The sequence below is a fragment of the Alteromonas macleodii genome (assembly GCF_903772925.1).
GTDB lineage: Bacteria > Pseudomonadota > Gammaproteobacteria > Enterobacterales > Alteromonadaceae > Alteromonas > Alteromonas macleodii_A.
Window position 1 is genome coordinate 2,534,623 of record NZ_LR812090.1, and the last position, 13,596, is coordinate 2,548,218.

Consider the following 13,596-nt stretch of genomic DNA (forward strand, 5'->3'; position numbering starts at 1 on the left):
CGAATATTTGTTAACGCATTGTGTCATATTCGTTATCGTGCCATTATTGTCATTTATGACACAATAATGGCTAATACCGCCAACAATCACTGTGTTTTATTTTCTTTTATAAATTTAATTATTTTTATGAATAGCACTAAATTCACTGTTACTGTACTTGGGTTCGATCAAGCCTTGGCGTCTGCCATTACAGGCGCACTTGATGTATTTGCTTTTGCTGGTATTAGTTGGCAGCGAATTCACAATCTTCCCACTGCACCACAATTTAAAGTGCAACTGGCGAGTCATCACGGGCAATCTATTCTGTGCTCTAATCAAGTTGTGCTACAGCCCAATATTGCTATTGAAGATGTATCTCACACTGATGTTTTGCTGATTCCAACTATCGGTGGCGATATTGATGAGGTACTGAATGATACACAACCGCTACTGGTTCATATAAAGCGCCTTCAAAAAATGGGAGCGGATATAGCAGCTAATTGCACGGGTAACTTTTTATTAGCGCTGACAGGTTTACTTAACAATAAAACCGCAACGACTCACTGGGGTTATGCTGATAAATTCGAAACCATGTTTCCAAGTGTAAATCTGCAGCCAGAAAAAATGGTGACAGAGGACGATACTGTCTATTGCGCGGGCGGCGGTATGGCATGGATTGATCTATCCATACTTTTGATAGAGCGCTACTGTGGTCACCAAATTGCCAGCGATACCGCAAAGTCTCATGTGTTAGATGTGTCAAGAACGAGTCAGACTGTGTATGCAAGCAGCCGCCAACGGCGCTTTCACACCGACCAAGATATTAAAGCGGTTCAGTCCTTTTTGGAAAGAAACTTACAGCGCAAATGCAAGCTAAGTGAATTAGCACATCAACACAATATGACTGAGCGCACGCTTATTAGACGTTTTAAAAATGCTTGTGACACCACGCCTGGCCAATATTTGCAGTCATTGCGCATTGAACACGCAAGGAAACTCCTCGAAACGTCCAGCATGCCGCTTGAGAGTTTGATAAGTGCGGTAGGATACGAAGACCTCAGTTCTTTCACTCGCCTTTTTAAAAAAACGACAGGATTGTCGCCTTCTCAGTATCGCGCGAAATTTAAACGAAGTTGATCACTTACCGAACATGGCTATATAAAGCGCACCATTGAGTATCTTTATTTGCTTCCAATATGTTTCATGCCTGTGCATTAAGGCGTTTCGAGCACATGCAATCTAACTAATATTGTGCATTTATGATGAGAATGCGCGTTCTGTTGCACAAATTTGAAGTTTTTGTGTCAAAGTTTGTGTAAAATACAGCGCCAAGCATGAATCGATTATTTTTGTGCTAAAAACACTACAAAAGTATAATTTTAAAATCATCTTGGTGGAAACATGAGAACACATAAAATCGCCACACTAGCGTTAGCTGTTAGTGCTGCGTTCAGCTCTTCAGTTCTTGCTCAAGAGGCCGCATCGACAGAAAAAAAAGAAGCCTCACTTGAACAAATTACCGTTACTGCACAAAAGCGTACCCAGTCTATTCAGGAAGTCCCTATTTCTGTTGCAACATTAAGCGGTGAGAAATTCGAAAGCCTATTCTCAGGCGGTGAAGATATTCTTGCTTTAGCGGTTCGCGTTCCAGGCCTTTACGCTGAGTCTTCAAACGGTCGTGTTGCACCACGCTTCTACATTCGCGGTTTGGGTAATACCGATTTCGACCTAGCTGCATCACAGCCTGTTTCTATTATCATGGATGAAGTGGTAATGGAAAACGTGGTACTGAAAAGTTTCCCGCTTTTCGACGTTCAACAAGTTGAGGTACTTCGCGGTCCACAAGGCACACTATTTGGTCGTAACACCACCGCTGGTATCATCAAATTTGATACAGTAAAACCAACTCAAGATGTAGAAGGTTACGCGAAAGCTGGTTTCGGTTCATACGGTACTATGAATTTTGAAGGCGCCATCAGCGGCGGCCTAACTGACGACCTTTCTGCGCGTTTATCATTGCTATCACAAGAACGTGATGACTACATTGATAACGCCTTCACCGGCGAAAACGATGCAATCGGTGGCTACGACGAAAAAGCCTATCGTCTTCAGCTTCTTTGGGAGCCATCAGCTGACTTCTCTGCCTTACTAAACGTACACGGTCGTGAACTTGAAGGTACAGCCTCTATTTTCCGTGCTAACGTCTTCGACAAAGGCAGCAATGAACTTAACGCGAATTACGATCGTGAAACCGTATACTACGATGGCGATCTACAAGGCGACGGTATTGATAACAACCCACAAGAATACGACGGTTTTGGTGCGTCACTTAAACTAGAGTACGACATGGATGAGGTTACATTCACGTCAATCTCAGCAATTGAGACTGCTGACGGCTCAAGCCTAGGTGATGTTGATGGTGGCTTTAACCGCGCAGATGGCACTTCAGGTCCAGGGTTTATTCCTTTCTCTGCGGTAACGCAAGATAACTTGGACGATTTAGAGCAATACACGCAAGAGTTTAGATTTGCTAGCAACACTACTGATGCCCTGAACTGGCAGCTAGGTGCTTTCTACTACGATGCATCGTTTAATGTTACCAGTATCGATGGCCTGTTTGGTGCAACCACAGTTTTCCATGAAAACCAAACGTGGGCAGTTTTCGGTCAGACGTCTTATCAAGTAAACGAAAAGCTAAACGTCACCGCAGGTATTCGTTACACTCACGACTCAAAAAGCCTAATTGTGGGAGAACAAAATACAAATGGTGATTGTTTAACACTAGATTTCAACAACGATGGGATTATGGAATGCGAGATTCAAGACTATGACGATATTGATGTAGACGATGGTCAAACTAGCTTTGAATTAAGTGCAAACTATCGCGTTACTGATGATATGTCTGTTTTTGCTCGCTATGCTAACGGCTTCCGTGCTCAAACAATTCAAGGCCGTGACGTTGCATTTGAAGGCTCACCTTCCGTAGCAGACGCTGAAACCATCAACTCTTTTGAACTTGGTATCAAGTCTGACTTGTTCGACGATTCACTACGGCTAAACGCTGCCGCGTTCTACTACACGGTAGATGACATGCAGTTCTCGGCAATTGGTGGTGGCAACAACTTTACTGCGCTTGTAAACGCAGACAAAGGTGAAGCCTACGGTTTTGAAGTAGACGCACAGTGGCTTGCTACTGATGAGCTTACGTTTACAGCAGGTTACAGCTACAACCACACTGAAATTAAAGATGATTCATTGACTGTTTCTCCGTGTGGTACCAACCCTAACTTTGGTTCTACAGGTAACTGTACAGTTACTGACCCTCGTCCAGACGGCTTCGTGGCTTCTATCGATGGTAACCCATTCCCACAGGCGCCAGAGTCTATCTTTAACTTCACAGCACGCTACACCATTCCTATGGGTGATGATGGCGAGTTCTTCGTATTTACTGATTGGGCGTTCCAAGGTGAAACAAACATCTTCCTATACGAAGCAGTTGAGTTCACTACTGACGATAACTTTGAAGGCGGCCTACGTATTGGTTACGAAAACTTCGCGCACAATTACACTGTAGCGCTATTTGGTCGCAACATTACTGACGAAGATAACGTTAAAGGTGCAATCGACTTCAACAACCTCACGGGTATCGTAAATGAGCCTCGCGTTTGGGGTGTTGAGTTCAAGTACACCTACTATTAAGCAAAGATAAGTAGCAACTTTATTTACAGTAGCTACATTATTTATCAAAAAGCGGTGACGTTAAAAAACGGCACCGCTTTTTTTATGTCTTTTATGCCGCCATGTGAACATCTGAGGTTGGCACTTGCACCAGCTGCTGTAACTTTCTGCACACCTGTACCCAGCGGGCGACTTTTTGATAGTAGACCTGTTCTATTAATTGCCCTTTTTCATCAAACAAAAAGCTCGCTAACTTCCCTTTATTACCCGGCATATAAAAATGGTGCACGGTAAATTGCTTTGATAAAGGGGCGTGTGTCACTTTTTGATACATACAAAAAGGCAGTGCGTTTGCGCGCTCATCGCCACCGGTAAGGCGAGTGCGGCGTTGAAACGTATCTGCACCTAAATCAGCCATAATGCCGTGTTTTGAAATAAGTTGATCTACCGCTTTGATGCCTGTTTGCATAATTTTCTCCTAAAGGTTGTGCCACGTAGCTCAACCTAATAAGACTCAAAATAAACCATACTGATATTTATACAGTATATGATCATTTGTTTAAAATGCAAACAAAAAAGCCGCTTTTTACAGCGGCTTGTTTTCTTTCGAAATAATGAGAAGTTAATTAAGCGCTGATTCTAAAAACGCCCACTGGTCGGCATACCCCTCAATTCGCATCCACGTAGGCGTGCCTGCGCCGTGACCCGCGCGGGTTTCTACACGAAGAAGTACTGGGTTATCACATCCTTGATCTGCCTGTAATTGCGCGGCGAACTTATAGCTATGCCACGGTACTACTCTGTCGTCGTGATCACCTGTTGTTACCAATGTGGCCGGATAGCAGGTGCCAGGTTTAGTGTTATGAAGTGGCGAATAGGCATAAAGCGCATCAAACTCGTCTTTGTTTTCACTTAGGCCATAATCGGAAGACCAAGCGCGGGCATTCGCGCTCGGTGTATGATAGCGAAGCATATCTAACACGCCCACTGCAGGTAGTGCTGCAGAGAAGAGATCAGGTCGCTGGGTAAGTGTTGCGCCCACAAGTAAGCCTCCATTCGAGCCACCTTGAATACCCATTTTGTCTGGGTTGGTATAGCCACTTTCAACTAAATACTCACCTGCCGCAATAAAGTCATCAAAAACGTTTTGCTTGTTAAGCTTAGTACCAGCTTTGTGCCACTGCTGTCCATATTCACCACCACCTCGTAAGTTTGCGATAGCCAGCACGTTGCCCTGCTCTACCCAAACCATGCGTGACACTGAATACCGTGGAAGTAATGAAATATTAAAACCACCATAACCGTACAATAGGGTTTTGTTGTTTCCGTCTAGCTTCAAGCCTTTCTTGTGCACTATAAACATGGGAATTTTAGTGCCGTCTTTACTGGTATAAAACACCTGCTTGGTTTCATAGTCGTCGTAGTTAATACCCGTGTTGATAGTTTTAAATAGTGACGACTCACCACTTTCAACGTTATAGGCATAGACCTGACCCGGGTTAGTAAACCCAGTAAGTTTATAAAAAGTGGTATCTGCATTTTTACCACCATAAAAGCCGCTCACGCTACCGATATCGGAAAACGCAATTTCATCAACTTTTTTGCCGCTTAAATCAAAGACACTCACTTGCCCTTTTACGTCTTTTAGGTACTGAGCAAAAAGCTTTTCTCCTAAAAGTGAGACACTCGATAAGGTATCTGCGGTACTTTCAATTACAGTGCCTGTTTCTTTAACACCACCATCATATTTGACTTTGATAACTTTGCCAGTTGGCGCGCCCGCCGTAGACTTAAAAAATAGCGCATCTTTGTGTTCGCCGATTAAATCGTATCGTCCATCCCATTTATCGAAAACGGGAACTAGCTCACTGTTTTCTGTTTCAAGAGGTTTAGCATAAACCCCATTAGCCTGATATCCCTCAAATACGGATATAAGCAAGGTATCTCCATCTTGCACAACTGATGGATATGGGTTCCAAGTGGGTTTATTCTCAAATGCAAAGACCTTTTTATCTGCACTTTGCTCTGTACCTATAGCGTGAAAATAGATAGATACAGTTTGGCTATCATCGTATTTACCCGCCTCATTTTGTGGGTAACGAGAATAGAAAAAACCACTTTCATCGGGCAGCCATGCAATATTTGAAAACTTAATGCCTTCAATGGTATCGGTTAAGTCTGTTTTACTGCTGGTGTTACGAACGTGGATGGTTTTCCAGTCGGTGCCGCCATCAGACAGCATATAGGCAAGATAAGACGCTTTAGGGCTGAGTTCAGTCGACGCCATTGACACGGTGCCGTCATCGCTCAAGGTATTCGGATCGATAAGTACTTCAGGTTCACCGTTCACGCCGTCGGACATATAAAGTACGTATTGATTTTGCAGGCCGTCGTTATAAGAATAAAACAGCTTGCCGTTCACCATGTAAGGTGTCGAATACTTTTCATAATCCCACAAGGCAGTTAAGCGCTCTTTGTAAAGCTCTCTAGAGGGTAAATTTGCTAGATAAGGGCGAGCCAAAGTGTTTTGTGAATCGACCCAAGCTTTAACTTCTTCGCTTTTTTCGTCTTCTAACCAACGATAAGGGTCGCTTACCATAGTGCCGTGATAGTTATCTTGCTGCGCAACGGTTTTGGTTGCTGGGTAGCCAGGTACTTTCGGCATAGCAAGGCTTTGGGTTTCATTTTCAACCAAATTAGTATTAGCGGTATTTGAACTTGTGCAGGCAAAGGTTAAGCCTGCAGATGCTGCAACCACCGCAGCATAAATTAGCTTTTTCTTCATTTTGTCATTCCTTAAAAGAAAATGCCGGTGTTACCCGGCATCGTCTATTTAACTTTCTGTCGTAATTTCTGCGTGTTTTCGACCTTTAAACACATTTTTAATGTCGTTTAGAATTAAGTACAGCGCAGGAACCAGCAGCAAAGTGATTACCGTGGCAAATAAGATACCGAAGGCCAGAGAAACCGCCATTGGTATAACAACCTGAGCCTGTAGGCTGCGTTCAAATACTATCGGCATAAGGCCCATAAAGGTTGTTAGTGACGTCAGGATGATAGCTCTAAAACGCTGCGTACCAGCACTAATAGCCGCATCCATAAGCGCCATACCTTCTTTACGCGCGCGATTCACAAAGTCCACCATAATCAAGCTATCGTTCACCACAACACCCGACAAAGCGATGATGCCGCAGACAGACAAAACGCTAACCGCCATGCCCAATACCAAGTGACCGATTATGGCGCCAACAATACCAAAAGGGATCACTGACATGATAATCAAGGGTTGGCTGTATGATTTAAGCGGTATAGCGAGTAAGGCATAAATAGCAAATAACGCAAACAACAGCCCCTGCATTAAACTAAACATAGCATCAGCCTGCTCCTTTGAGTTTCCTTGAAGCTGAAATTCAACACTCGGATAGCGGGCTAGTAGGTCTGGCATTAAGTTTTCAATTACATCGTTAGTCACTTCTGATGGGTCAAGCAATGCTTTATCCACGACACCCGTTACGGTGACTGACCGTTTACCATCAACACGAATAATTGAATCGAACCCTTGCCCAACGGTGAATGTAGCCACCTGTTCGAACGGGATCTCTTGACCGTTTGGCGCACGAATACGCATATTTTCAAGGTGCTCTATAGAGCTGCGTTCCGCCTTCGGGTAGCGCACCATGACTTTTATTTCTTCATCATCACGCTGAATACGCTGCACTTCTGCGCCGTAAAAACCAAAGCGCACTTGCTGACCTAAATCGCGAAGTGAAATGCCCAACGCATCGGCCTGAGGTTTCAGCGCTAGCTGAATTTCTTCGCTACCGCCAGAGAAGGTATCGTTAATATCTGTAACGCCTTCGTATTTATCCAAAGCCTTCTTTATGTCGTCACTAATAGCTCGCAATGCTTTAATATCGCTTGAGCTAAATTCAAAGCTAAGGTCAGCGCCGCCTCCAGGACCACCCGGTGAGCTAATATTAAATGACTTCACGCCAGGAATTTCAGGAACCTCTTGACGCCACATATCCTGAATTTCAAAGTCAGTAAGCGCGCGGGTTTCACCTTTCGTAAGCTCAGCGAAAATTTCTCCACCTAAATTACCATTGTCAAAAGCAATAGCGTGCTTAATGACATTTTCGCCCGACTCTTCTGCAACTTTGTCATCCATGCGGTGCATAGCTTCGCGAAGTGTAGTTAGTACCTTGTCGCGCTGCTCTAGTGACGAACCGGGCTCTAACTCAAAGCTGGCCATCATAAAATCACTAGGAATATTCGGGAAGAATACAAAGCGCACTATGCCGCCACCGAATAGCCCCACTGTAAGGATCAGCATCGCCAAAAACACGGCCACTGTTGTATAGCGATTGCGTATTGCTTTTGCTAAAAACGGCGCGTACTTATTATTAATAAATGTCTTTATGCCTTCACTGAAGAAGTCTCGGAACTTTTGGAACGCATTGGCTTTTTCCGGATCATAAGGCTTAAGCTTCATGTGCACTAAGTGAGCCGGCAGGATTAACTTCGATTCAATAAGCGAGAAAATAAGACAAACAATCACCACCATACCGATGGTTTTCCAAATAATGCCGAACGGCCCCGATACCATAAGCATGGGTGAAAAGGCGGCAATAGTGGTTAAAACGCCAAAAGTTGCAGGCATAGCAACTTTCTTAACGCCCACAATAACGTTATCAGCACTGTGTCCTTTTTTATCTATTTCAGAGTAAGCCGATTCACCCATAATAATTGCGTCATCTACCACAATCCCCAATACAAGAATGAATGCAAATAGACTAAGCATGTTGATGGACACGCCAACCATATCTAACGGCATTACAAGCAAGGTGCCAAGGAAGCAGACTGGCAAGCCCACGATGACCCAAAACGCGAGCTTAATTTTCAAAAACAGTGAAAGTACTAAAAATACAAGCAGCGCACCGAAGAACATGTTCTCAAGCATCATGTTAAGTCGGTCAGCTAGATAGAATGAGCTATCGCCCCACGTATCGGCAGTAATATGTGCGGGAAACTCAGACTTTTGACTATCAACGTAATTGTTAACCTGCTCAGAAATTTCCAATGCGTTTTGGTCGCCGACAGCTTGCACACGCAAGCTAACCGCTGGTTTATCATCAAACAGCGCATATTGATTGTTTTCGATAAAGCCGTCGTTGATATAGGCAACATCGCCCAACGTAACGCGGGTACCGTTTGAATTTGTGACTAATACTATCTGGGAAAAGTCCCAACCGGTATAGGCCTGCCCCTTTGTTCTAAGTAGTATGTCGCCGTTTTCCGTGCGGATTGAACCACCTGGTAAGTCAACACTGGTTTGGCTCAAACGCGCCACCACATCAGCAAACGTAAGGTTATACTTTTGCAAATCAACTTCAGAAAGTTCTACAGAAATTTCATAATCTCTTGCACCCACAACCTGAACACTTGATATACCCGGCAAGTTAGCAATGTCATCGCGTAAGTCTTTAGCAAACTCCTTTAACTCCCTTTCAGAAGCATCACCGTAAACCGATAGCCATATCACGTCCTGTTGGATTTTTTGGCGATATATAACGGGCTTTTCAGTATCCGCTGGAAAACTTGGAATGGCATCAACTTGAACCTTTACTTCATCAAGTAGAGACTGAACATCGTAGTCTTCCTCAACTTGAATACTTACCGTACCCATGCCTTCTACGGCAGTTGAGTTTAGCTGTTTAATGCCCTCTAAATCTTTTATGGCCTCTTCAATTTTAAGAAGCACACCTTCTTCTACTTCCTGAGGTGCAGCACCTAAATAAGGAACGCGCACGCTTATAACGTCAATTTCGAAGCTAGGAAACACTTGCTTTTGTATACTGAACGCACTGAACAGCCCGCCAACGATAAGCAAGATCATTAATAAGTTTGCCGCTACATTATTACGCGCAAACCAAGCAATTAAGCCTTTGTTGGTATCGATGCGACTCATTAGTTGTCACCTTCCGATGATTCGCTTTCAACGATGTCCGCGCTCTCGGTAGTATCTGCTTCAGCAGTGTCAGCAAGCACGGGCTCGTCACCTGGCAGGCGCACTTTCATTCCGTCGTATGGGTTTGGCACAGCACTGGTTACCACCAAACTTCCTTCCGCAATACCTGAGCGAATAAACACATCTTGCGCTGTGGTGCGGGCTACTTCGACAGGCATAATTTCAATTTCGCGATTATCGTTTACAGTAAGTACGGTATTGTCTAAACGCAAAATACTGCGAGGTAATACAACAAGCTCTTCGTTTTGACGGGAGGTAATTTCCGCTTCAACGAATTGACCAAAACGCAACGGTGACTTGTGTGAAGACTGTAAATTGTAAGGGTCTTGCACCTCAACAATGGCATACACCACTCTGCTTCCTGTATCCAAAATACCTTCTGAACGAACCAGCTGACCTTCCCAAACGCGTTTAACACCACCAACAGTCGCTGTTAATGTAACAGGCGCCCCTTCGCTAGACTGCCCAGCAATGTTAATAAACATTAAGTCGCTGTCGGTAATAGGTAGTCTAACTTCCGCGGTATCGGTAGAGTAAATGGTGCCAAGTACAGATCCCATGGCAACAAACTGACCAAGATCTATATTACGCTCAACCACTATTCCATTATAGGGCGCAGTTATTTGCGTTCTAGCTAGGTTTCGCTTTGCGCGTTCCAACTTAGCTTCTGCCGCTTTTACGTTGGCTTGTTCTTTTGCCAGTTGAGGCTTTCTTAAGCCTAACTCAGGCGGGGCTACGTTTCTGACTGAACGCCATTCTTGTTCGGCTACTTTACCGCGAGCTATTTCTTCTTGAAGGGCAGCTTTAGCTTGAGCCAATTCAGCTTCGGCTAGTTTGAGGTCAGTGCGGTAATCATCTTGTTCTAACGTGGCAAGTACGTCGCCTTTTTTAAAAGTTCCACCAGCAACAAAAACTTTCGACAGGCTTATCACTTGACCACTGACCTGTGCACTTAACGATGTTTTATTTTGTGGTACTACATTGCCTTGAGATTTAACAACAAAATTTACGGGTTCTGCTGTTACTTCCTTAGCATCAACAAGAAAAGCGGGGATTTCTACGGGCACCTGTTCCGGCGGCTTACGTGACTTGATCATAACCGTCGCGGCGATAAATGCGACTAGCACGATGACTAATGGAAGACCACTTTTCATTAACATGGAGTTTTTCATTTACTATCCCTGGAAGAGAAGGCATCCGAGTTAGTGAAATTTCAACAGTAAATTACTGCGCTACTCACTTACCACCTGATTACCCACTAAATTCTATTATTATTGTTTCAACACTAGTGTACTGATTTTGCGTTTTTTATGCTCAGTTAGATTGTTAAATTTTGTGTCTGATTATTGTTTTTAATATGCACTCAAAAATCCGAAGCTCTAATATAGAAAATTCTTAAAAGAATACAAAGTAAGATTGATAATTATCAGGTTTTCGTTGATTATTTAAACACTCATTGGTTATGAGTTAACCGATGGCTGTTGTTCAAGCTAAGTCTTTAATAGGAAATAGCCTCGGGAATGATTTCGCTACGTTGAAGGGAAACCACATTATGAGTCTTAAGAAACAATACCTTAAATCAAAACCTCTGTGCAAAGTGACATTTCGACTGAATGCGGAAGCAGCAAAAGATGCGAAAGAAGCTGCATTATGCGGAGATTTCACCGATTGGAAAACACAGCCACTGACGATGAAAAAGCTTAAAAGCGGCGATTTCACCTTAACCGTGGACTTGGAAAAAGATCACGAATACCAGTTTCGTTACCTTATTGATGGCGAAAAATGGGAAAATGACTGGGAAGCCGACGCTTATATCCCCTCACCTGTTAGCATAGAAGATAATTCGGTTGTGCGTGTTTAAAAAGTTAGTCCGATACCAAGCGAAATAATGATTCGCTTTGAGTATGTATACTACAAAAAAGGCTGCAAACTGCAGCCTTCGTCTTATTTAGCTTTAAAGCGCTAATTAAAGAGAGCCTTCCAACTCTGGTAGTACATCAAATAAGTCACCTACTAACCCGTAGTCAGCAACCTGGAAGATTGGCGCTTCTTCATCTTTGTTGATAGCAACAATGACTTTAGAATCTTTCATACCTGCAAGGTGCTGAATAGCGCCCGAGATACCTACAGCAATATATAGCTGAGGCGCAACAATTTTACCTGTTTGACCTACCTGCATATCATTCGGAACGAACCCAGCATCTACTGCGGCGCGTGATGCACCAATAGCAGCACCTAGCTTGTCAGCAATGCCCTCAAGAAGCTTGAAGTTGTCACCGTTTTGCATACCACGGCCACCTGAAATTACCACTTCTGCTGCAGTTAATTCAGGTCGCTCAGACTCAGTCAGCTCTGCCGATACAAAATCAGACTTATCACTGCCTTTTACAACGTCCACTGCTGCAACTTCTGCGCTACCGCCTGTTGAAGCTGCATCGAACGATGCGGCACGAACTGTAATTACCTTCTTCGCATCAGATGATTGAACAGTAGCAATGGCATTACCTGCATAGATTGGACGAACAAAGGTATCTTCGCTTTCTACGCCGATAATGTCAGAGATTTGCGCTACGTCTAATAATGCCGCTACGCGAGGCATGAAGTTCTTACCTGTCGTAGTTGCAGCAGCAACAACATGGCTGTAGTCGCCAGCAAGCTCTACTACTAAGTCAGCCGTATTCTCAGCAAGCTGGTTTTTATAAGCAGCATTGTCAGCAACAAGTACTTTTGCTACGCCTTCAATTTGCGCCGCAGCTTCAGCAACCGCCTGGCAACCTTCACCTGCTACTAGTATATGGATATCGCCACCCATTTTTTGTGCGGCATTAACAAGCTTATGCGTTTCCGTCTTTAAGCTTGCATTGTCGTGTTCTGCATATACGAGTACGCTCATGAGATCACCTTTGCTTCATTCTTTAACTTGTCTACCAACTCAGCAACGTCTGCTACTTTAATTCCACCCTCACGCTGAGGCGGAGGCGTGACTTTAAGTACCTTAACGTTTGATTCAAGCGCAACACCGAAATCTGTCGCAGCTTTAACATCAAGAGGCTTACGCTTTGCTTTCATTATATTTGGAAGCGATGCATAACGCGGTTCATTCAAACGGAGATCTGTCGTTACAACAGCTGGAAGCGAAAGCGCTACCGTTTGAAGGCCACCGTCGATTTCACGTGTTACATTCACTTTCTCGCCATCTACAACAACTTCTGAAGCGAAAGTACCTTGAGGCATACCTGTTAGCGCTGCCAGCATTTGGCCAGTTTGGTTGTTGTCAGAGTCAATGCTCTGCTTTCCAAGAATAACGAGCTGAGGCTGTTCTTCCTCAACCACTTTCGCTAAAAGCTTTGCCACTTGAAGTGAATCAAGATTTTGGTCTGTATCAATTTGGATACCACGATCAGCGCCTAGGGCTAGTGCTGTACGTATTTGTTCTTGGCAGCTTTTGTCACCAATTGAAACAACAACGATTTCAGTGGCCACGCCTTTTTCTTTTAATCGAACGGCTTCTTCAACAGCAATTTCGCAAAAAGGATTAATAGCCATTTTCGCGTTTGTAAGATCTACGCCTGATTCATCAGCCTTCACTCTTACCTTAACGTTGTAGTCGATCGCGCGTTTGACCGGTACGAGTATTTTCATATTTACCTCAATTGTTGAGTTCGTCAGTGCTAATTACGTTTCATTAATAATTAACTATTAATAATTAAAAACGTATTACTTCACCACGCTTTTTGAAACTTTAACAATGCTTATACGTTAAAAAAGAAACTGTGGAACGTACGTTTTTTAAAGGCTAGCCTTAAAACGACGTTAACACCACGTTTACGAGCAGGTATAATGCGCTGCCAGTTAACGTTAACGTAAACTGCTTTGCAATGTACTTACTGTTGACGTAAACGTCAACCTGC

Annotated in this window: 9 protein-coding genes; 3 read left to right on the plus strand and 6 right to left on the minus strand. The window is 43.7% G+C overall.

What is annotated here, in order from left to right; all coding sequences use genetic code 11:
- Positions 1–126 precede the first annotated feature (126 nt).
- Both PCAR9_RS10995 and PCAR9_RS11000 read left to right on the plus strand, forming a co-directional pair.
- Positions 127–1,116: a GlxA family transcriptional regulator gene (locus PCAR9_RS10995; RefSeq protein ID WP_179983631.1), complete on the plus strand. Its 990-nt coding sequence runs from the start codon at positions 127–129 to the stop codon at positions 1,114–1,116.
- A 264-nt stretch (positions 1,117–1,380) separates the two neighbouring features.
- Positions 1,381–3,678: a TonB-dependent receptor gene (locus PCAR9_RS11000; RefSeq protein ID WP_179983632.1), complete on the plus strand. Its 2,298-nt coding sequence runs from the start codon at positions 1,381–1,383 to the stop codon at positions 3,676–3,678.
- Between the two features lie 91 nt (positions 3,679–3,769).
- Here the strand turns inward: PCAR9_RS11000 and PCAR9_RS11005 are convergent, their stop codons facing one another.
- The 4 genes from PCAR9_RS11005 to PCAR9_RS11020 all read right to left on the minus strand — a co-directional run bounded on the left by PCAR9_RS11005 (position 3,770) and on the right by PCAR9_RS11020 (position 10,857).
- On the minus strand, positions 3,770–4,126 hold the full coding sequence (locus tag PCAR9_RS11005) for a hypothetical protein (protein WP_179983633.1): 357 nt from the start codon (positions 4,124–4,126) through the stop codon (positions 3,770–3,772).
- Positions 4,127–4,279: 153 nt separating this feature from the next.
- Entirely contained in the window at positions 4,280–6,442 is a 2,163-nt protein-coding gene (locus tag PCAR9_RS11010) for a prolyl oligopeptidase family serine peptidase (protein WP_179983634.1), read from the minus strand.
- 48 nt (positions 6,443–6,490) lie between these two features.
- Entirely contained in the window at positions 6,491–9,625 is a 3,135-nt protein-coding gene (locus PCAR9_RS11015) for an efflux RND transporter permease subunit (protein ID WP_179983635.1), read from the minus strand.
- The gene (locus PCAR9_RS11020; RefSeq protein WP_179983636.1) at positions 9,625–10,857 is read right to left on the minus strand and encodes an efflux RND transporter periplasmic adaptor subunit; all 1,233 of its coding nucleotides are present in this window, start codon (positions 10,855–10,857) and stop codon (positions 9,625–9,627) included. Before PCAR9_RS11020 ends, PCAR9_RS11015 begins: the two co-directional genes overlap by 1 nt.
- Before the next feature lie 380 nt (positions 10,858–11,237).
- Here PCAR9_RS11020 and PCAR9_RS11025 point away from each other — a divergent pair, with 380 nt between their 5' ends.
- The gene (locus tag PCAR9_RS11025; RefSeq protein WP_118494372.1) at positions 11,238–11,546 is read left to right on the plus strand and encodes an isoamylase early set domain-containing protein; all 309 of its coding nucleotides are present in this window, start codon (positions 11,238–11,240) and stop codon (positions 11,544–11,546) included.
- A gap of 105 nt (positions 11,547–11,651) precedes the next feature.
- Here PCAR9_RS11025 and PCAR9_RS11030 read toward each other — a convergent pair whose 3' ends face one another.
- Positions 11,652–12,578 (minus strand): electron transfer flavoprotein subunit alpha/FixB family protein, encoded by a 927-nt coding sequence (locus PCAR9_RS11030; protein WP_179983637.1) that lies wholly within the window; start codon positions 12,576–12,578, stop codon positions 11,652–11,654.
- Positions 12,575–13,327 carry an electron transfer flavoprotein subunit beta/FixA family protein gene (locus PCAR9_RS11035; RefSeq protein WP_179983638.1) on the minus strand — a complete coding sequence of 251 codons (753 nt, stop codon included), beginning with the start codon at positions 13,325–13,327 and terminating at the stop codon, positions 12,575–12,577. Before PCAR9_RS11035 ends, PCAR9_RS11030 begins: the two co-directional genes overlap by 4 nt.
- Positions 13,328–13,596 lie beyond the last annotated feature (269 nt).

Coding starts and splice junctions, on each gene's coding strand:
- PCAR9_RS11005 (WP_179983633.1), bottom strand. CDS start 4,126: ATGCAAACAGGCATCAAAGCGGTAGATCAACTTATTTCAAAACACGGC.
- PCAR9_RS11030 (WP_179983637.1), bottom strand. CDS start 12,578: ATGAGCGTACTCGTATATGCAGAACACGACAATGCAAGCTTAAAGACG.
- PCAR9_RS11000 (WP_179983632.1), top strand. CDS start 1,381: ATGAGAACACATAAAATCGCCACACTAGCGTTAGCTGTTAGTGCTGCG.
- PCAR9_RS11020 (WP_179983636.1), bottom strand. CDS start 10,857: ATGAAAAACTCCATGTTAATGAAAAGTGGTCTTCCATTAGTCATCGTG.
- PCAR9_RS10995 (WP_179983631.1), top strand. CDS start 127: ATGAATAGCACTAAATTCACTGTTACTGTACTTGGGTTCGATCAAGCC.
- PCAR9_RS11035 (WP_179983638.1), bottom strand. CDS start 13,327: ATGAAAATACTCGTACCGGTCAAACGCGCGATCGACTACAACGTTAAG.
- PCAR9_RS11015 (WP_179983635.1), bottom strand. CDS start 9,625: ATGAGTCGCATCGATACCAACAAAGGCTTAATTGCTTGGTTTGCGCGT.
- PCAR9_RS11010 (WP_179983634.1), bottom strand. CDS start 6,442: ATGAAGAAAAAGCTAATTTATGCTGCGGTGGTTGCAGCATCTGCAGGC.
- PCAR9_RS11025 (WP_118494372.1), top strand. CDS start 11,238: ATGAGTCTTAAGAAACAATACCTTAAATCAAAACCTCTGTGCAAAGTG.